This window comes from Microbacterium sp. EG9 (assembly GCF_059759475.1).
Map to the genome: position 1 here is coordinate 695,404 of NZ_CM186217.1, position 15,771 is coordinate 711,174.

At 66.6% G+C, this 15,771-nt stretch carries 30 protein-coding genes; 23 read left to right on the top strand and 7 right to left on the bottom strand.

Annotation, left to right across the window (positions count from 1 at the left end; genetic code table 11):
- From AC6CQV_RS03060 to AC6CQV_RS03075, 4 genes are all read right to left on the bottom strand, one after another.
- Window positions 1-1,137, bottom strand: coding sequence for a GNAT family N-acetyltransferase (locus tag AC6CQV_RS03060; protein WP_498260231.1), 1,137 nt, complete (start codon window positions 1,135-1,137; stop codon window positions 1-3).
- Between the two features lie 68 nt (window positions 1,138-1,205).
- Window positions 1,206-2,207, bottom strand: coding sequence for an ABC transporter substrate-binding protein (locus AC6CQV_RS03065; RefSeq protein WP_060960859.1), 1,002 nt, complete (start codon window positions 2,205-2,207; stop codon window positions 1,206-1,208).
- Between the two features lie 47 nt (window positions 2,208-2,254).
- Window positions 2,255-3,028 carry an amino acid ABC transporter ATP-binding protein gene (locus tag AC6CQV_RS03070; protein ID WP_061782543.1) on the bottom strand — a complete coding sequence of 258 codons (774 nt, stop codon included), beginning with the start codon at window positions 3,026-3,028 and terminating at the stop codon, window positions 2,255-2,257.
- Window positions 3,025-4,062: an amino acid ABC transporter permease gene (locus AC6CQV_RS03075; protein WP_498260232.1), complete on the bottom strand. Its 1,038-nt coding sequence runs from the start codon at window positions 4,060-4,062 to the stop codon at window positions 3,025-3,027. The genes AC6CQV_RS03070 and AC6CQV_RS03075 overlap by 4 nt, the downstream gene beginning before the upstream one ends.
- Before the next feature lie 238 nt (window positions 4,063-4,300).
- Between AC6CQV_RS03075 and AC6CQV_RS03080 the strand changes: the two genes are divergently transcribed.
- Window positions 4,301-4,696, top strand: a complete 396-nt coding sequence (locus tag AC6CQV_RS03080; RefSeq protein ID WP_498260233.1) for a rhodanese-like domain-containing protein — start codon at window positions 4,301-4,303, stop codon at window positions 4,694-4,696.
- A 26-nt stretch (window positions 4,697-4,722) separates the two neighbouring features.
- Here AC6CQV_RS03080 and AC6CQV_RS03085 read toward each other — a convergent pair whose 3' ends face one another.
- Window positions 4,723-4,950, bottom strand: a complete 228-nt coding sequence (locus tag AC6CQV_RS03085; protein ID WP_498260234.1) for a hypothetical protein — start codon at window positions 4,948-4,950, stop codon at window positions 4,723-4,725.
- Between the two features lie 501 nt (window positions 4,951-5,451).
- Between AC6CQV_RS03085 and AC6CQV_RS03090 the strand changes: the two genes are divergently transcribed.
- The 6 genes from AC6CQV_RS03090 to AC6CQV_RS03115 all read left to right on the top strand — a co-directional run bounded on the left by AC6CQV_RS03090 (window position 5,452) and on the right by AC6CQV_RS03115 (window position 8,425).
- Window positions 5,452-5,676: a hypothetical protein gene (locus AC6CQV_RS03090; protein WP_498260235.1), complete on the top strand. Its 225-nt coding sequence runs from the start codon at window positions 5,452-5,454 to the stop codon at window positions 5,674-5,676.
- Window positions 5,677-5,934: 258 nt separating this feature from the next.
- Window positions 5,935-6,057: a hypothetical protein gene (locus tag AC6CQV_RS03095; protein WP_498260236.1), complete on the top strand. Its 123-nt coding sequence runs from the start codon at window positions 5,935-5,937 to the stop codon at window positions 6,055-6,057.
- Between the two features lie 281 nt (window positions 6,058-6,338).
- Window positions 6,339-6,497 (top strand): hypothetical protein, encoded by a 159-nt coding sequence (locus tag AC6CQV_RS03100; protein ID WP_498260237.1) that lies wholly within the window; start codon window positions 6,339-6,341, stop codon window positions 6,495-6,497.
- Complete coding sequence (locus AC6CQV_RS03105; protein WP_498260238.1) at window positions 6,490-6,669, top strand: hypothetical protein; 180 nt, start codon at window positions 6,490-6,492, stop codon at window positions 6,667-6,669. Before AC6CQV_RS03100 ends, AC6CQV_RS03105 begins: the two co-directional genes overlap by 8 nt.
- Before the next feature lie 281 nt (window positions 6,670-6,950).
- Window positions 6,951-7,151, top strand: coding sequence for a hypothetical protein (locus AC6CQV_RS03110; protein WP_498260239.1), 201 nt, complete (start codon window positions 6,951-6,953; stop codon window positions 7,149-7,151).
- Window positions 7,152-7,276: 125 nt separating this feature from the next.
- Window positions 7,277-8,425 (top strand): tyrosine-type recombinase/integrase, encoded by a 1,149-nt coding sequence (locus tag AC6CQV_RS03115; protein WP_498260240.1) that lies wholly within the window; start codon window positions 7,277-7,279, stop codon window positions 8,423-8,425.
- On the opposite strand, the gene AC6CQV_RS03120 is transcribed toward AC6CQV_RS03115, so the two are convergent.
- Both AC6CQV_RS03120 and AC6CQV_RS03125 read right to left on the bottom strand, forming a co-directional pair.
- A complete protein-coding gene (locus tag AC6CQV_RS03120) occupies window positions 8,388-8,810 on the bottom strand; it encodes an ImmA/IrrE family metallo-endopeptidase (protein ID WP_498260241.1) in 423 nt (140 codons plus the stop codon). The two genes, AC6CQV_RS03115 and AC6CQV_RS03120, sit on opposite strands and share 38 nt — an antisense overlap.
- Window positions 8,746-9,129 carry a hypothetical protein gene (locus AC6CQV_RS03125; RefSeq protein WP_498260242.1) on the bottom strand — a complete coding sequence of 128 codons (384 nt, stop codon included), beginning with the start codon at window positions 9,127-9,129 and terminating at the stop codon, window positions 8,746-8,748. The genes AC6CQV_RS03120 and AC6CQV_RS03125 overlap by 65 nt, the downstream gene beginning before the upstream one ends.
- Window positions 9,130-9,222: 93 nt before the next feature.
- On the opposite strand from AC6CQV_RS03125, the gene AC6CQV_RS03130 reads away from it, so the two are divergent.
- The 16 genes from AC6CQV_RS03130 (at window position 9,223) to AC6CQV_RS03205 (ending at window position 15,769) form a co-directional block, all read left to right on the top strand.
- Complete coding sequence (locus tag AC6CQV_RS03130; RefSeq protein ID WP_498260243.1) at window positions 9,223-9,441, top strand: hypothetical protein; 219 nt, start codon at window positions 9,223-9,225, stop codon at window positions 9,439-9,441.
- Complete coding sequence (locus AC6CQV_RS03135; protein ID WP_005048440.1) at window positions 9,435-9,626, top strand: hypothetical protein; 192 nt, start codon at window positions 9,435-9,437, stop codon at window positions 9,624-9,626. Before AC6CQV_RS03130 ends, AC6CQV_RS03135 begins: the two co-directional genes overlap by 7 nt.
- A 49-nt stretch (window positions 9,627-9,675) precedes the next feature.
- Window positions 9,676-10,017, top strand: coding sequence for a hypothetical protein (locus tag AC6CQV_RS03140; RefSeq protein WP_498260244.1), 342 nt, complete (start codon window positions 9,676-9,678; stop codon window positions 10,015-10,017).
- A gap of 202 nt (window positions 10,018-10,219) precedes the next feature.
- Complete coding sequence (locus AC6CQV_RS03145; RefSeq protein WP_498260245.1) at window positions 10,220-10,441, top strand: hypothetical protein; 222 nt, start codon at window positions 10,220-10,222, stop codon at window positions 10,439-10,441.
- Window positions 10,438-10,971, top strand: a complete 534-nt coding sequence (locus AC6CQV_RS03150; protein ID WP_498260246.1) for a hypothetical protein — start codon at window positions 10,438-10,440, stop codon at window positions 10,969-10,971. Before AC6CQV_RS03145 ends, AC6CQV_RS03150 begins: the two co-directional genes overlap by 4 nt.
- Complete coding sequence (locus tag AC6CQV_RS03155; RefSeq protein ID WP_498260247.1) at window positions 10,968-11,312, top strand: hypothetical protein; 345 nt, start codon at window positions 10,968-10,970, stop codon at window positions 11,310-11,312. The genes AC6CQV_RS03150 and AC6CQV_RS03155 overlap by 4 nt, the downstream gene beginning before the upstream one ends.
- Window positions 11,309-11,848 carry a hypothetical protein gene (locus AC6CQV_RS03160; RefSeq protein WP_498260248.1) on the top strand — a complete coding sequence of 180 codons (540 nt, stop codon included), beginning with the start codon at window positions 11,309-11,311 and terminating at the stop codon, window positions 11,846-11,848. The genes AC6CQV_RS03155 and AC6CQV_RS03160 overlap by 4 nt, the downstream gene beginning before the upstream one ends.
- 2 nt (window positions 11,849-11,850) lie before the next feature.
- A complete protein-coding gene (locus AC6CQV_RS03165) occupies window positions 11,851-12,006 on the top strand; it encodes a hypothetical protein (RefSeq protein ID WP_498260249.1) in 156 nt (51 codons plus the stop codon).
- On the top strand, window positions 12,003-12,263 hold the full coding sequence (locus AC6CQV_RS03170) for a hypothetical protein (RefSeq protein WP_498260250.1): 261 nt from the start codon (window positions 12,003-12,005) through the stop codon (window positions 12,261-12,263). Before AC6CQV_RS03165 ends, AC6CQV_RS03170 begins: the two co-directional genes overlap by 4 nt.
- A 318-nt stretch (window positions 12,264-12,581) precedes the next feature.
- Window positions 12,582-12,737 (top strand): hypothetical protein, encoded by a 156-nt coding sequence (locus AC6CQV_RS03175; protein ID WP_498260251.1) that lies wholly within the window; start codon window positions 12,582-12,584, stop codon window positions 12,735-12,737.
- Window positions 12,734-13,675 (top strand): YqaJ viral recombinase family nuclease, encoded by a 942-nt coding sequence (locus AC6CQV_RS03180; RefSeq protein ID WP_498260252.1) that lies wholly within the window; start codon window positions 12,734-12,736, stop codon window positions 13,673-13,675. The genes AC6CQV_RS03175 and AC6CQV_RS03180 overlap by 4 nt, the downstream gene beginning before the upstream one ends.
- Window positions 13,672-13,848, top strand: a complete 177-nt coding sequence (locus AC6CQV_RS03185; protein WP_498260253.1) for a hypothetical protein — start codon at window positions 13,672-13,674, stop codon at window positions 13,846-13,848. Before AC6CQV_RS03180 ends, AC6CQV_RS03185 begins: the two co-directional genes overlap by 4 nt.
- On the top strand, window positions 13,845-14,651 hold the full coding sequence (locus AC6CQV_RS03190) for a recombinase RecT (RefSeq protein ID WP_498260254.1): 807 nt from the start codon (window positions 13,845-13,847) through the stop codon (window positions 14,649-14,651). The genes AC6CQV_RS03185 and AC6CQV_RS03190 overlap by 4 nt, the downstream gene beginning before the upstream one ends.
- Window positions 14,644-15,021, top strand: coding sequence for a hypothetical protein (locus tag AC6CQV_RS03195; protein ID WP_498260255.1), 378 nt, complete (start codon window positions 14,644-14,646; stop codon window positions 15,019-15,021). Before AC6CQV_RS03190 ends, AC6CQV_RS03195 begins: the two co-directional genes overlap by 8 nt.
- A gap of 137 nt (window positions 15,022-15,158) precedes the next feature.
- Window positions 15,159-15,473, top strand: coding sequence for a hypothetical protein (locus tag AC6CQV_RS03200; protein WP_498260256.1), 315 nt, complete (start codon window positions 15,159-15,161; stop codon window positions 15,471-15,473).
- Complete coding sequence (locus AC6CQV_RS03205) at window positions 15,470-15,769, top strand: DUF4406 domain-containing protein (RefSeq protein WP_498260257.1); 300 nt, start codon at window positions 15,470-15,472, stop codon at window positions 15,767-15,769. Before AC6CQV_RS03200 ends, AC6CQV_RS03205 begins: the two co-directional genes overlap by 4 nt.
- Window positions 15,770-15,771: the final 2 nt, after the last annotated feature.

Consider the following 15,771-nt stretch of genomic DNA (forward strand, 5'->3'; position numbering starts at 1 on the left):
TCAGCGCTCGCCGGGCCCGCTCGCCGGGACCTCCTGCGCCGGGATCTCTTTCGCGAAGCAGTGCGAGAAGGCGAACGGCGTGTAGGGCTCGTAGATCCCGATGGGGGTGTAGCCCGCCTTCTCGTAGAGCGCCACGGCGTCGTGCTGCCGGTCCCCGGTCTGCAGGATGAGCCGGCGCGCGCCGCGGTGCTGTGCGATGCGCTCCAACTCCGCGAGCAGGGCCCGGCTCACGCCACGGCCGCGCGCGCGGGGGTGCACGAAGAAGCGCTTGATCTCGAGGTCGCGGATGCCGTCGTGGGCGAGATCGCGCAGCGCGGCGTGCCCGACCGGGGTGCCGTCCTCGTCGAGGGCGATCAGGGTGGCGACGATCGTCGCGGGGTCGACGGCGAACGCCCTATCGGCGACGGCCGGGTCGCCGTCGCGGAAGCGGTCGGCGTAGCGGGGGCCGACCTCGGCATCCATGAGCTCGCGGAGCGCGGCGGCGCGGGGATCGGCCCAGGGGACCTCGAGCAGTCGCCCGCGCTCGTCGGCGGCGCCCTCGGCAGGGGGCGCGGGTGCGGGAGCCAGGTCGTAGCCGAAGGCGAGGAGCGTGACGATGCGGCCCGGCTCGAGCTCGCGTGCCTGCTCCCGGTCGGGCAGCCGGCGGAACCCCAGCTTCGCGTACAGCGCGTGGGCCCCGGTCATCTCCGGACCCGAGTTCATGACGACGCGGTGCGAGCCGCGCTCGCGAGCCAGTGCGATGACGTGGCGCGTCAGCGCGGCGCCGATGCCGCGGCCGCGCGCCGACGGGGCGACCGCGAGCTGGCGGAAGTCGGTCTCGCCCGGCCGTCCGATGTCGGGGTTGAGGGCCCGGTTCGGCCGCGACACCCACACGGTGCCGACGATCTCTCCCGTGTCGTCGACGGCCACCCACACGTCGCCCGCGCGCACGCGGGAGGCGACGTCGCGCAGGGAGGCGAGATAACCGTCGGACAGCGCGCCGTAGCTGGCGAGGTACGCCGCGGCGGTCACCTCGCCGGCGCGCGCGTACTCCTCGGTGCGCACGAGGCGGATGGTGACGGCGTCGGCCGGTGACGCCGGGTCGTGGGCCGCTCGCGCGGGCGCGGCGGGAGCGGGGACGGGGGAAGAAGGGGGCATGGGATCTCCAGAGGACGAGGATACCGGCCGGTCCCGCGGACGGGACCGGCCGGTGGGAGGGCGTGGACTCAGGACTTCGGCAGACCCTGCGGGTTGACCTCGCTCTTGTCGACCCGCTCGCCCTCCAGACCCCAGGTCTTCAGGAGCTCGTCGTACTGGCCGCCGTCGATGATGGCGTTGAGGGCGATCTGGACCGGCTCGATGAGGCCGTTGCCCTTCTTCGTCGCCGCCGCGATGTTGGCCGTCAGCGGCCAGCCGCCCGACACCAGCCCGACGAGCTTGGTGTCTCCGGTCTCGCGCGCGGCCCAGGCGGAGGTCGCGTTGGGGCCGAAGGTGGCGTCGGCGCGACCCGACTGGATCGCGAGCGTCGCGGCCGCGTTGTCGTCGTAGTAGACGAGCTCGGCGGGCGCCTTGCCCTTCTTCTCGAGCTCCGCGTTCCAGGCGAGCAGCACCTTCTCCTGGTTCGTGCCCGAGCCCACGATGATCTTCAGCCCCGAGATGTCGTCCGAGCCCGCGATGGAGGTGATCGCGCTGTCGGACTTCACGTAGAAGCCGAGCTGGTCGACACGGTAGCTCGCGAAGTCGTACAGCTCCTTGCGCTCCTCGGTCACCGTGACGTTCGACGCGATGAGGTCGTACTTGCCCGACTGGATGCCGAGCGGCCAGTCGGCCCAGGCGACCACGACGGGGTTGTACTCCAGCCCCAGCGCCTCGGCGATGAGCGAGCCGATGTTCGGCTCGGTGCCCGCGACGTCCGTCGCGGCCGAGGTGCCCTCCGGCTGGTAGCTCAGCGGCGGGACGAAGGCGCCGATCGCGACGGTGAGCTTCCCGGGCTCGATCGGGGTGAAGCCGCTCTCCTTGAGCGCCTCGACGGCGGCGGGGACGGACGAGTCCAGGTGGACCCAGTGGATGTCGGAGGTGGACACGTTCGCGCTGGTCTCGGTCGGGCCGGGCTCGGCGGCGGTCGCCGAGCCGTTGAGACTGACCGCCGTGACGATGCCGCCGACGATCGCGGCGACGGCGACGACCGCGATGCCGAGGGCGATGCCCTGCTTCTTGCTGATGGCCATGTGCTGTGTTCTGCTTTCTGTGTCGGGTGTGATCTGCGGTGGGGTTGTCAGGAGAGGACCTTGGCGAGGAACTCCTGCACGCGGGGGTGCTGCGGACGCACGAGGACCTCGGAGGGCGGACCCTGCTCGATGATGCGACCGCCGTCGAGGAAGACGACGCGGTCGGCGACCTCGCGTGCGAAGCCGACCTCATGGGTGACGATGACCAGCGTGGTGCCGAGCTGCGCGAGGTCGCGGATGACGTCGAGCACCTCGCCGACCAGTTCCGGATCGAGGGCGCTCGTCGGCTCGTCGAACAGGATCACCTTCGGTGCGAGGGCCAGCGCGCGGGCGATCGCCACCCGCTGCTGCTGACCACCGGAGAGCTGGCGCGGGTAGCGGTCGGCCTTGTCCGCGAGGCCCACGCGGTCCAGCAGCCCCAGCCCGAGCTCGCGGGCATCCTCCTTGGAGTGTCGCCCGAGGGCGATCGGCGCCTCCGTGACGTTCTCCAGGGCGGTCAGGTGCGGGAAGAGGTTGAAGTTCTGGAAGACGATGCCGATCTGCGTGCGTCGCGCGAGCACGTCGCGCTCGCGCAGCTCGTGGAGGACGCCGCCGCGCTTCTCGTAGCCGATGAACTCGCCGTCGACCGTGACCGAGCCGGCATCCACCGTCTCGAGGTGGTTGATGGTGCGCAGCAGGGTCGACTTGCCCGAGCCGCTGGCGCCGAGGATCGCCACGACCTCGCCGGGGGCGATCGTCAGATGGATGCCGCGGAGCACCTCGATGCCGCCGTAGCTCTTGTGCACGTCGTGGATCTCCACGAGTCCCGTCGTCGCGCTCATGACCGTCCTGCGACCTTCTCGTCGTGCGGCACCGGTCGCGCCGCTGTCGGGTTCTCGTCGGCCAGGCGCGCCCACTGCGCGGCGATCCACGCGCGCGCCTTCTGTACCGGTGTGGGCGGGAGCACGCGCACGGTTCCGCGGGCGTAGTGGCGCTCGATGTAGTACTGCGCGATGCTCAGGATCGTCGTGACGATCGTGTACCAGACCACCGCGACCAGCAGCAGCGGGATGACGCGGCTGTTGCGGTTGTAGATGACCTGCACCGCGTAGAAAAGCTCGGGGATGGCGATGACGAAGAGCACCGACGTCCCCTTGACGAGACCGATGACCTCGTTGGTCGCGTTGGGCACGATCGAGCGCATGGCCTGCGGGAGCACGATGCGGGTGAGGCGGCGGCGGGGCGGGATGCCGAGCGAGGCGGCGGCCTCCAGCTGGCCCTGGTCCACCGACAGCAGTCCACCGCGGATGATCTCCGCCGAGTAGGCGGCCTGGTGGAGGGAGAGGCCGAGCACGCCGGCCGCGAACGCCGAGATCAGCTGGACGGTGGGGAACTCGACGATCCAGAAGTCCGTCGTGAACGGCGTTCCGAGGCCGAGGGTGGGGTAGAGGTAGCCGAGGTTGTACCAGACCACCAGCTGCACGACGAGGGGCACCGAGCGGAAGAACCAGATGTACAGCCAGGCGGCGCTGTTCAGCAGCGGCGACTTCGCGAGGCGGGCCAGGGCGATCAGCGTCCCGAGGAGGAAGCCGATCACGGCCGAGACCGCCGTGTACAGCAGCGTCAGGCCGAGTCCGCGCAGGACCGGCTCGGAGACGAAGTAGCGCGCGAACACGTCCCACTCGTAGTTCTCGTTGGTCACGAGCGACCACGCGAACTGCGCGACGACGAAGATCACGACGGCCGCGAGCGCCCAGCGGAACCAGTGTTTCGTGCGGACGACGCGGATGGTGCCGAGGTCCCAGCGGTCGCCGTCGGGCGGCGATCCGGGGGCGGTCGTGGACGCGCCGGTGGCGCGGGCCAGGGTGTCGGTCATGGAAGCCTCTTTCGGGCCGTTCTCTCGGGAAGGCTCATCGGGGACGAGCCGGTTGCCTGACGGTAGAGAGCGGCACGGGCGCACGGCAAACACCGTTCGTCACGGCCCGTGATCATCCGTAGCGTGGCGTCACACAGAGCAATCCAGCGACGCATCGGCCGTCGCTGCGCGGGGGCGCACCTATCGTCGGACGCATGCGGACCACCCCCTTCCGATCCCGACCCACGAGGAGACATCCGTGACCCACGACCACGACGCACCCGCATCCACCCCCGCCGTCGAGGCCCCGCTGATCAGCCCGGAAGAGGCCGCCGACCGGTTCGCGGCCGGCGCCGTCGTGGTCGACGTGCGCAGCGACGCCGGTCGCGCCAAGGACGGGGTGATCCCCGGGGCGATCCGCGGTGACCGCGATCGCATCGACGCGCAGTTCCTCCTCGACTCTCCGGAGAAGCTCGCCGAGATCACCGAGTGGGATCAGGACATCGTCATCGTCTGCGGATCCATCCGCGGCTCGGGACCGGTGGCGCAGAAGCTGCGCGAGAGCGGTTTCACCAACGTCGCGCACGTCGACGGCGGCTTCCCCGCCTGGCGCGACGCGGGGGCACCGGCGGCCGAGCTGCCGTCCGAGGACTGAATCCCCGACGGCCCGCATCCGGCCCGCTAGGCGTGCTGCAGGATGCGAGCCGTCGTGCGCGCGCTGAAGTGCAGTGCCGCGAGAGGGATGCGCTCGTCCGCCGCGTGGAACTGGCCGAAGACGTCGAAGCCCCGCGGCACGCGGAGCGGGATGAACCCGTAGCCGTGGATACCGAGGCGTGCGAAGTGCTTGTTGTCGGTGGAGGCCGGGAGCAGGTACGGGACGACGATGCCCTGCTCGTCCTCCGCCGCCATCGCCGCCTGCAGGGTCTCTCCTCGTCGGCGAGGAACGCGAGGACGAGACCGGCGACACCCGTGTCGACGGTGTCGATGCGGATGAGATCGCGGGCGAAGGCGACGGCCTCCTCCTCCAGCAGCGTCGTGCCGGTCATGTCTCGACGGGAGGAGGAGGGGTGTCCCCGTGCCGCGAGATGAGCGCGTGTGACGGCGCATGACGACGCGTGACGCGGACGCGTCGCGACGACGTGCGGAACTAGGAGTGCCCCCGACAGGAATCGAACCTGCGACCTTTGGTACCGGAAACCAACGTTGCGTGCCTGTTCTGGGTTGCGGAATGCCGGAATAGGTGTCTAGACTGTCGCTAGAGCACGTGCAAGCGTGTAGCGATGTAGATACCGATGGGATGCACCATCCTTGGCAGGAAGGAACCAGCAGTGACGAACGTCGTCAGCACGAGAAGAAGACAGGCAGACAACGGCGTCTGCGCCACCAACCACAACGAACAGGAGCGGACCAATGGCTGAGACGCCTGACATCAAGATCACGATCGATCAGGATGCGCTACGCGAGCAGGTCGCGGAACCGATCCAAACCGTGATGCGCGAGGCGTCGATGCGGCTCCGAAGGGCGGCGGACGAGCTGGACGGTGGCGCATGGTGGCGCGAGCATCAGGCCTTCATGGACGACCAGATCGCGAAGGCTCGAGCCGAGGGCCGCGCTGAATCGGGTGATCCGTCATGAGCGAGCGCATGTGCCCCTGCGGTCGCTGCCACGGCCCGTCGAAGCTGAGCCGTGACCAGGCGGAAGCGCGCCTCGAAGCGATGACCGAGAACCACATAAACGGGAGCAGCGAACGATGAGCGACGACGTTGAAACGCGCGCCAAGGCTTTGGCTGCCGCCGATGGGTGGTGGTGGCCGACTCTCGGCGAGAACGGTCGCTTAGGGCGCGCGGGCTGGCGCGAGAGGGCCTGTGCGGAGCTGGAGCAAGGAGGAAAAGCATGAGCGACATCCCGCTGACCTACTCAGATATCCAGTGCAGTGAGTGCTTCGAGTACTTCCGTCTCGACGGCGACCTGATCGACCACCGCGCTCAGGTGCACGGTTCGGGTGGTCCGTCATGAGCGCGGCTTCTGCGATCCCCGGCAATCCGCCCGCATGCGTCTACTGCGGCCGGATTATCGGGCACGCGCCGACGTGCGTGCGCGCTCTGAAGGAACACCTGGAACGCATTCAGAACCACGCGAATAGGGGCCGAGATGCGTGAGATCACTGAGTGGTGGTGCTACTGCGGTCTGGCCTTCTGGACTTCTCGGGCGCTCGGTGAGCACCAGCGGCACGACCATACGGACGGGAGCAAGTGATGGATCGGTATCAGGTAGTGCCCCTCGGGGCTGCGGTCTACGTGGTCGACAACGACGCGATGCAGGCGTCGCGGTTCGCTGGCGACTGGAACGCTCACGCCTCGTGCAAGCTGCTCAACTCGGGCGCGATGCCGCGCGCCGATCTCGACTGGACCGACCTCGAACCGGAATCGGAAGGACAGGAGCAGAGCCATGCCTGATGAGTACCCGACATGCGTGAACTGCAGAGAGCGCATCCAGAAGATCAACTTCGCGCTTGGCCCCGAGTGGCGGCACTGGCCGACGCCGGACGGGAACTACCAGACGAACGAGCTATACCGCTACTGCCGGACGGCCGCGCTCGTCGCGACGCCCAAGCCGGAAGGACAGTAGCCCATGGGCATCATCTACATCCCGGAGCCCAAGCGCGAGCCTCAGCGCCCGCCCGTCTCCGCGGGCATGTACCCCCCAGGGACCAAGTGGCAGAGCGACGACGGAAGCGTCTGGGTCATCGAGTGGGACGACCAGGACAAGCGCTACTGGTGGTTCCTCGAATCGGGTGATCCGTCGCGGGCGCATGAGCACCGATGCTGGCTTGGGCATCCGCACCCCATCGGGAGTTGCCGATGCGCCGATTGTGGCGAGGTGTTCCAAGAACCGGAGGATCGGGAGTCATGAGCGACCGCATCGAAGACCTCATTCAGGCGTCTGAGCCCGCAGCGTGGGAGCGCCTGGCGACGAAGATGCCCCTCACATACCGCGTATCCCGCTACACGCGAGCCGCCCACCGCGCCGGCTTCGAGGCTGGAATCGCTTTCGCTAAGGCGGCCATGCAAGCAGGGATGTCTGACGTGGATGAACGGGGGTCTGTGTGAGGGGTAAGGGCGAGGGTGGCCTGTCGCGGGTACCCGCAGACCCCACCAAACCACTCCGCTACTGGCAGGGCGTCGTCGAACTCCCCAACCCGACAGGACGCTCAGGTGACCGACGCCGCAAGTACGTGCGCTCGAAGAACAAAACCACCGCGATCCGCAAGCTGAAGGCAGCGCAGGAAGAACTCCGCCGCAAAGGGGATCTCCGCACCGACTCCACCACCGTCGAAGCATGGTTCACGTACTGGCTCGACAACTACGCCCGACCGAACCTGCGCCCCGCAACGTTCGCATCGTACCGTTCCACCGTCCGGTCGCAGATCATCCCGTCCCTCGGACCCACGACGCGTCTCGACAAGCTGACGCCCGCGCTCGTGCAACGCCTCCGCCGCGACATCCTCGCCGCCGGCCGCTCATCCACGTACGCACGGAACGCGCACCACATCCTCGCATCATCCCTCACAGCAGCAGCCGGCGAGGGACGCATCCCCATGAACCCTGCCGAGTACGTCACCCCACCCCGCAAAACGCACCGCACCCTCGACGTCATGTCTCTCGAGGAGGCAATCCAACTGATCCAAGCGATTCAGGGACGCCCCGACCGGGCACGCTGGGCAACCTCACTGCTCACCGGGGCGCGGCGCGGTGAGGTGATCGGCATCGAACATGAACGTGTTGGGGATGTCCTCGACCTGTCGTGGCAGCTGCAGCGCATCACATGGACCCACGGATGCGCCGACACGCCCGACCCGGACGGACGGTACCTGTGCGGGTTCAAACGTGCCGCCGCGTGCCCCGAGAAGCGTCTCGACGTCCCCGCCGACCACGACTGCCGCCACATCGACGGGGGCTTGTACTTCACTCGTCCGAAGTCCCGTGCCGGGTGGCGGATCATCCCTCTCGTGTCACCCCTCCGCGAAACCCTCGAACGGCACATCGCGGAGCAGGAACCGAACCCGCACGGCCTCGTGTTCACGACCAGCACCGGGCAGCCCCGCGACCCGGATTGGGATTCGAAACAGTGGGTGACGCTCATGCGGTCCACCTTCGGCGACACGCGGTCGATCCGCCTCCATGATGTCCGTCACACGACCGTCGACCTCCTGTACGCGGCCGGCGTCCCCGAGGACGTGATCCAGGAGATCGTCGGGCACTCCACGCGCACCATGACGCGCTCCTATAAGAGCAGGGGCGACCTCATCCGCCTCCGCACCGCGATGGAACAACTCTCCGCACTACTTACCCAGACGCCACGTACGCCCGAAATAGGCGCGTAGTCACCCCTAGCTCACTGATAATTCGCTGCTCATCAGGGCACCACTTATACAAGTCCTGAAGCTCATCGGGGCAGATCAGGTTTCGAGCGGCGTACACGTCGGCTTGATGCTCATGCTTCGGACGGTCGTCACGATGCCCGAGGTCCGCATGCCCGATCTCATGCGCGAGGACGAGCCGCTGAGCGCCGGCACGTATCCGCGAGTGGATCGCGATCGTGTTCATGTCCGGAAGCCACAGCCCGTGCGCGGTGCGTAACGGCCTCACGACGACGTCAATGCCCAGCTGCTCTGCATGGGCCCACGGATCGTAGGAACGGCCTCTAGGGGGCGTCTGGTTCGTCCTGCTCAAGTTCGGCATCCAGGTTGGCTGCTCGCGCCTGTCCATCGAAATCTTCCTGGGCCCCGTCCTTCGGGGATTGGTTAGGTCGGATCGACGTGACGTTACTAGCGGCCTCGGACACGGCCTTCGCGACGGCCCGGCTGATGCGTTCCATGACCTCTTCGGGCGTGAACTTCGACGCGTGCACGAGCGCGAGGAACTGTGGGATCTTGATCGATTGCGTCCCCGACAGGATTCGTTGCACGACGGTGATGCTCATCCCGGACTTCTGCGACCAGCTCTTCTGGTTCAAACCAGACTCCTGCATCACGCCCCGCATGACGCGCGAAGCTACAGGGTTTATGAGGCTGTCTGGAATAGGCACGCATCCCAGTTTAGGCATCTGACGCACCTCTTACGGAACGCCACGAGCCTGTATGGGCTTGCACATTCCACTAGTGGGGTGTAGCGTTCCAGTATGAGCATGATCTCAGAGAGAAGAGTAGTGGCGAACATCGCCGCACTCACCTCCCCCTACCCGCTGACGACGGTCGCACAAGCCGCCGACATGCGCGAGGAAGACCTGAACGCGCGCCTCCACGGAGACGCCACGTTCACGGTCAACGACCTCGTGCGTGTCGGCGGCTTTCTGCGTATCTCGCCCGCCCGATTCATGGAAGGACTGCACGCATGCTGACGAAGCTCGCGTACTCGATCCCCGCGCTCGCTGAAGCCGTCGACCTGTCGGTGTCGTCGGTGCGGGAAGCGATCGACCGGGGAGACCTGAAGCCGAAGTACCCGAACCGGAAGCCGATCATCCCTGCCGCTGAGGCGCAGCGGTGGCTCGACTCCCTTTCCGACGAGAAGCCGGCGACCAGATAACGGAAACGCCCCCGCGGCTACGGGGGCGAATCACAAGAAAGGCAAGCAGATGCCTCTACTGACCAGAGTACCGGTCGACGTGGTCGACATCGCGGAAGGTCTCCGCGAACTCGCTCGACTGTTCGAGAAGTACCCCGCCGACGATGCGGGTCGTGATTTCACTCGGACGCCGTTGGAGATCATCGTCCCGGTCGCATCCGTGTCCGCCGTTCGTGAGTGGGCGGGTGTTCTTGGTGTCCCTGTCGAGTCGCGGGAGTTCGCCGGCGCGTTGCACACGACCGCCCGGGCGGACCTCGGCGGCGTGATGGTTCGGATGGTGTTCATCGGCCGTGAGGACGTGTTGAAGCGTCCCGAGGGTGTGCACCCCGCGCACGAGGAGGTAGAGCCGTGATCCCTCGGACGAAGCTGTTCGTCGCGAAGTGCCGCTGCGGTTGTGGCATGTGGGCGGCTTTCAAGACACACCGCCTGACTCTCGATGACTACGGGCAATACCTCGAGCAGGGCATGTACGAGGCCTCCTGGCGACAGGCGCTTCGTGCGGCGATCCAGTGGACGACACAACCGACCGAGTCGCTGGATGGGGTGATGGAGCCGTGATCGGGTTTTTCCGTCGCGAGTTTTGGATCGCGGATGGCGAGCTGGCGGCACAGCTGGCGGCAGACGATCAGGAACTCACTCGCCGGGAGCGTGCTCGCAGGTCGAACGATGACATCGTGATGCCGTTCCGCCGTGACGTGGAGTTGGTGGCGTGGTTTGCTGCGGTTCCGGGTGTGGTCGCGGTGGTGCTGTTGATCGTGGCGGTGGTGATCCGATGAGCGAGTTCACCGCATCCAACGGTACCACGATCCACGAACAGGGCACGGGTACAGATCGGGGCCTGGGCATCATCGTCGATGGCTACTTCCTGCCGCCGAACGATGTCATGGCGTTGCGTGAGTTCTTCCAGAAGGAGAACGACGACCGCCTCGGGCGGTGGCGCTGGCCCGAGAACGCCGAGTTCGTGGTGTACGACCGGGGCGACTACGTGCAGGTCATACACGAGGCAACAGGAGCGAGCGGAATGCTCGGGACGTGGACCCGCGAACAGGCGGATGACCTGACACCAGGATCCACCGATTTTGGTTTGGCGGCGAAGGCGTTCTTCGACGCGCACCCGGAGTCGAGGCCGGCATGGCACGACGCGAAGCCCGGCGAGGTCTGGGTTCTCACCGTTCGTGGCGCAGAAGAGGTCTGGTACGCACGCAAGGGGACGTTCCGCGACATCGATGGACTCGGTATCAAGATGCCGCTGAACAACACCATCATCACCGCTGGTCGTCGGATCTGGCCGGTGGTGGCGTCGTGATGTTCGCCAGCAAGACGCCCCGCGACCTGAATCACGACCCGTACCCGGTACGCATCGCGGGCCATACAGAACGGTCAATGAGGATGCTTTGGCCGACGGACGTGATGGATCCTCGCCCTGAGTTCGATCACGTCCAGCACAACGAGCCGAACCCGATCCTGGTCGAGTTTCGGAGCGACTCAACAGGAGCCGTGACCGCGCTGAAGGCTGAACGCTACCTCGCACTCATCGACGATCCGATGAGTGCCGACGAGCACGGCATCCTGTGGAGCCGCGACGCACGCGAGCACGCCCACCGCGTCCTCACGCCCCTGGCTCGGTTCGTGGAGGTGGCGTCGTGATCGTCGCTGACCCGCGTCCCGCCGCTCGTGCGGAGTGGGATGACCTGACCGTCGCGGAGGCCGTTGAGCAGTTGCGTCTCGGTGACCTGTCGGAGTTCTTCCCCGACTTCGAGGCCGACCCGCACGTCATCGCGGATTGCCCGAACTGCGGCCGGATTCCCGTCCACGAGTCGGGGTTTTGCGAGTGGGGGTGCGGGTACGACTTCATGACCGCCGCACGGGTACTCCCCGTCGAGGACAACCACGCCGCACTCACCAACTCACAACGAACAGGAGCAGCGATGAGCACCGTTGCAGAACTGATCCCCGGAGACGTTGTCGACGGGCCGCTGGGCATCCTGTCGGCGACCTTCGTGTCGGCGACGCCTCACCCGATATACGCGTCGTTGCAGCTCGTCACGTGGCGCCTCTCGGACGGCGAGTGGATGCACGATGCGCTCCGCGCTGACCAGTACGTCGGTGAGCCGCGGGCCGCGACGCCGGCAGAGCGAGAAGAGGCGCTGCGCCGCGCGCTCCTCGGTTCGGAGGAACGGTAGCCATGCACGACTTCTGGTGGAACTACAACGGCTGGGCGCGCTGCGAGTGCGGCGAGTACTTGTGCGTCGTCGGGCGCAAGCTCGAGCCGATGGCACGTGCGGTTGCTGACTCCGCCCTGGACACGCACCGCATGACCAGTTCGGGTGATCCGTCATGAGCTTGCTCGATGAGGTCGAGTGCTACGGCTTCACCTGCTACGTCGTCGACTGCGAGGTAGACGCCCCCGAGCGATGGTCGCGGGCGGAGGCGATGCAGGACGAGCGGGAGCACCGCATCTGGCACGAGCAGCATCCCGGCCTCGTGTTCGTGGATGGGCACGCACCACAAACGGCCGAACCGATTCAAGCCGCGGCGGGTTCCCATGAACCCAGCGGCATCGAGTCAAGTTCCGTAGACCCGGACGATCCGTCATGAGCTGCCCGTTCACGCCCACGGCTTGGAACCCGAATGTGTGCGTGTTCTGCGGGAAGTACCTCAGCGTGCACGACGCGGTTGACGGACTGGAGGGACGGGAGTCATGACGTACCGATTCAAGGCGCGAGTGGCGCCATCCAACCGCAACAGCGACTACGGATACGACGTGACCGTACTCGCCGACACCGCATCGGAGGCAATGAGGAAGGCGACCGCGCTCGCCTCGTACAGCGACGGGCGGGCGAACGTCTGGATACGCGGCGCAGACGAGATCGAGCCGCAACCACAGTCGTCCGATTCTTCGTCTAGTGGTGTGTCGTGAACCCGTTCCGGCTGTTCCTGCTGGTCTTCGCGGTCGGGCTGCTCCCGTTCGGTTTGACCTCCTACAACGGGGCGACGTTGCTCGGGGTGGTGGCGGTTGTCGTGTTGATCGTCCTGACCGTGAAGGACGCACCCCGGGAGGTGCAGAAATGACCGCTTACACGATCGTGAAGGTCACCCCGGACACGCCGGAGTGGGAGCGGGAGCGTCGCAACTCGGTCGGCGCTTCTGAGGTCGCCGCGATCATGGGGCTCTCCTCATACGGGAACACGGCTCTCGACGTGTACAAGCACAAGCTCGGCATCGACCGTCCCTTCGACCCGCTGCTCGCATGGATCGGGCACCAGTCGGAACCGATCATCGAAGCGTGGGTGCACGAGTTCTCCGGGATCGACGTGACCCTGCAACCGGGTTTCATGGCCAGATCGGTCGAGCACCCGTACCTGCACGCCTCGTTCGACCGTGTATCCGGTAGCCCGTTCCTGACCTGGCAGTTCAAGACCGCCCACCACTACTCCGGGCATCACTGGGATGAGGGCATCCCCACCGACATTCGGGTGCAGGTGCAAGCGGAAATGGCCGTCGCCGGCACACCTCGGGCGGCGGTTGTCGTGTGGATCGGTGGGCGGGAGTTCCGCCTGTTCTGGGAGCCCCGAGATGACCGGTTCATCGACGAGCACCTCATCCCCACGGTTCGGGACTTCTGGGATGCGAACGTCCACGCTGGCGTCCCCCCTCAGCCGTCCACGATCGCGGAGCTCAACGAGGTTCCCGTCGACGCTGGCGCATCGCTCGAAGCCGACGACACGGTCATGGAGGCGATCGAACGGCGCGCCGTGCTACTCGCCGACATTCAGGCGCAGAAGGCCGAAGCCGACGCGCTGCAGGTCGCGATCGGGCAATGGCTGGGAGGGGCCGACACCATCACCCGAAACGGGCGCAACATCCTCACCTACCGCTACCAGAAGGGACGCATGGGGCTCGACACCACAGCGCTCCGCCAGGTCCACCCCGACATCGTCCGCGAGTTCACCACCCAGGGACAGCCGTACCGGGTCATGCGGACCAACCTCAAGGAGAAGAGCAAGTGACTGACAAGACCATCCAGATGACCGCCAGCGGGCCGAAGAAGATGCCCGGGTGGTACTCGTGGCGCCACCAGACGCGCGACGCCCAGGAGGCGGCAACGGCCGACTACAAGGCTCGTCGGGGCCCGCAGGCGCGTCGCCGGCGGGCGATGGAGCGGGCGGGGGCGGAGTCATGACCGACCTGTCGCAGGCGGCTGTCGCCGTCAAGAAGAACAAGACCGTCGAGGACTACCTCACCCAGTACGAGCCGGAGTTTCAGCGTGCGCTCGGCGCGTCCATGGATGCGGCGAAGTTCACGCAGGATGCGCTCACCGCGATCAAACAGAACCCGCAGATCGGCCAGTCCGACCCGCGGTCCTTGTTCGGGGCATTGTTCCTCGCAGCGCAACTCCGCCTCCCCGTCGGCGGGCCCCTCGCCCAATTCCACCTCACGACCCGAAAGGTCAAAGGCAACCTGACCGTCGTCCCGATCGTCGGCTACAACGGGTACATCCAGCTCGCGATGAACACCGGCCTGTACTCCAGAGTCGCCGCGTTCCTCATCCACGAGAAGGACTACTTCATCCGCGGCGCATCGTCCGAACGCGGCGAGTTCTACGACTTCCGCCCCGCCGACGGAGACCGAGGCCCCGTCACCGGTGTCGTCGCGTACGCGAAGGTCAAAGGCTTCGACGAGTCCTCCTGGCACTACATCGACGCCGACACCGTCCGCCGTGAGCACCGCCCCCAGTACTGGGAGAACACGCCCTGGAAGGACAAGGAGGGCGAAATGTTCCGCAAGACCGCTGTGCGGGTGCTGCAGAAGTACTTGCCGAAGTCCGTCGAATCGTTCGGCCTCGCCCAGGCCGCTCAGGCGGATCAGGCAGTGGTCCGCAAGGTAGACGGTCTCCCCGACCTCGAGATCCAGCATGACGTCCCCGAAGAGCCCGTCGTGCTGCAGGAGACCGACCACAGAGAGAAGGAGCAGGGAAATGGATGAGATGGAGCGCGCCGAGGTTTCGGCCACGAAAAACCTCGTGATGGCCGAGCTTGAAGACGTCGTCACCGAGGCGAACCTGAATCCGGGTGCGTCCTACGACGCGATCGAACTCGCCGACACGATCGTCGAGAAGCTGCTGAACACGGGGGTACTGATCCCGGAGTGGATGGCTGCTTCCAAGCCTGACATGGTCCGGTTCATGTCCTCGAAGGGGACTGACGGGTCCACGTCGAATCTGATCGCGGGCGCCGTATCCGACGTGTGGCGTGCGTACTTCGGCGATGAGTGGGTGCCGTTCTCCGTTCGAGTTGGCATCGCTAACGAAGTGCAACGCCGCCTCGCTCAGCGCCCGGATGTGCAGGGTCAGTGATGAGCGAAACACCGTGAACCCCTGAACACAGATCGGGGACCGGCCAGGTAGCAGCCGGCCGGTCCCCTCCACCCAACACATTCGCATCCCTGGCAGGAGCAGAACCATTGAGCACGACACACGATACCGAAGCCCCGGTGAGAGCCACCGACCCCATCACCTCCCTCATCGCCGCGACCCGCGCGAAGAAACGCGTCACTGTCGCCCGTGCGATCGAAACCGTCCTGGCGGCGAAGGGTGAACCGATGACCGCCGACGCGATCTGGGCTGCCCTCCGCACCGAGTACGGGTTCTACTGCTCCCGCGAACGGGTCCGCACGGTCCTGAACGAGGGTGCGGGGTTATCGAAGCGAGTGTCGGCACGGTTCAACTCGTTCCGCCGCACGCTGGACACGGCACCGTCCGAGAACGGGAACCCCAGCCACACGTGGACCCTGGCAGGTGAAGCGTGAAGCTCTACATCGCCGGACCTATGACCGGTCTGCCCGAGTTCAACTACCCCGCATTCCAGTCCGCAGCTGCCTCTCTGGCGTCCCTCGGATACGAGGTCGCGGATCCGTCGACGAATGTGAACCCGACACCAGGCGACTATCACGGCTGGCTTCGCGCGGGTCTCGCGCAGCTGATCACCTGCGATGCGGTGGCGCTGCTTGACGGATGGGAAGCGTCGGGCGGTGCACGTCTCGAAGTGAACGTCGCCGCCACTCTCGGGATGCGCGTCAAGCCGCTGCACGAATGGGGAGCCTGACT

Excerpts from the sequence above, each read along its gene's own strand:
- AC6CQV_RS03060 (WP_498260231.1), bottom strand. The coding sequence starts at position 1,137 with ATGCCCCCTTCTTCCCCCGTCCCCGCTCCCGCCGCGCCCGCGCGAGCG.
- AC6CQV_RS03065 (WP_060960859.1), bottom strand. The coding sequence starts at position 2,207 with ATGGCCATCAGCAAGAAGCAGGGCATCGCCCTCGGCATCGCGGTCGTC.
- AC6CQV_RS03070 (WP_061782543.1), bottom strand. The coding sequence starts at position 3,028 with ATGAGCGCGACGACGGGACTCGTGGAGATCCACGACGTGCACAAGAGC.
- AC6CQV_RS03075 (WP_498260232.1), bottom strand. The coding sequence starts at position 4,062 with ATGACCGACACCCTGGCCCGCGCCACCGGCGCGTCCACGACCGCCCCC.
- AC6CQV_RS03085 (WP_498260234.1), bottom strand. The coding sequence starts at position 4,950 with ATGGCGGCGGAGGACGAGCAGGGCATCGTCGTCCCGTACCTGCTCCCG.
- AC6CQV_RS03090 (WP_498260235.1), top strand. The coding sequence starts at position 5,452 with ATGGCTGAGACGCCTGACATCAAGATCACGATCGATCAGGATGCGCTA.
- AC6CQV_RS03095 (WP_498260236.1), top strand. The coding sequence starts at position 5,935 with ATGAGCGACATCCCGCTGACCTACTCAGATATCCAGTGCAGTGAGTGC.
- AC6CQV_RS03105 (WP_498260238.1), top strand. The coding sequence starts at position 6,490 with ATGCCTGATGAGTACCCGACATGCGTGAACTGCAGAGAGCGCATCCAG.
- AC6CQV_RS03110 (WP_498260239.1), top strand. The coding sequence starts at position 6,951 with ATGAGCGACCGCATCGAAGACCTCATTCAGGCGTCTGAGCCCGCAGCG.
- AC6CQV_RS03120 (WP_498260241.1), bottom strand. The coding sequence starts at position 8,810 with ATGGACAGGCGCGAGCAGCCAACCTGGATGCCGAACTTGAGCAGGACG.
- AC6CQV_RS03130 (WP_498260243.1), top strand. The coding sequence starts at position 9,223 with ATGAGCATGATCTCAGAGAGAAGAGTAGTGGCGAACATCGCCGCACTC.
- AC6CQV_RS03135 (WP_005048440.1), top strand. The coding sequence starts at position 9,435 with ATGCTGACGAAGCTCGCGTACTCGATCCCCGCGCTCGCTGAAGCCGTC.
- AC6CQV_RS03140 (WP_498260244.1), top strand. The coding sequence starts at position 9,676 with ATGCCTCTACTGACCAGAGTACCGGTCGACGTGGTCGACATCGCGGAA.
- AC6CQV_RS03150 (WP_498260246.1), top strand. The coding sequence starts at position 10,438 with ATGAGCGAGTTCACCGCATCCAACGGTACCACGATCCACGAACAGGGC.
- AC6CQV_RS03165 (WP_498260249.1), top strand. The coding sequence starts at position 11,851 with ATGCACGACTTCTGGTGGAACTACAACGGCTGGGCGCGCTGCGAGTGC.
- AC6CQV_RS03170 (WP_498260250.1), top strand. The coding sequence starts at position 12,003 with ATGAGCTTGCTCGATGAGGTCGAGTGCTACGGCTTCACCTGCTACGTC.
- AC6CQV_RS03180 (WP_498260252.1), top strand. The coding sequence starts at position 12,734 with ATGACCGCTTACACGATCGTGAAGGTCACCCCGGACACGCCGGAGTGG.
- AC6CQV_RS03190 (WP_498260254.1), top strand. The coding sequence starts at position 13,845 with ATGACCGACCTGTCGCAGGCGGCTGTCGCCGTCAAGAAGAACAAGACC.
- AC6CQV_RS03195 (WP_498260255.1), top strand. The coding sequence starts at position 14,644 with ATGGATGAGATGGAGCGCGCCGAGGTTTCGGCCACGAAAAACCTCGTG.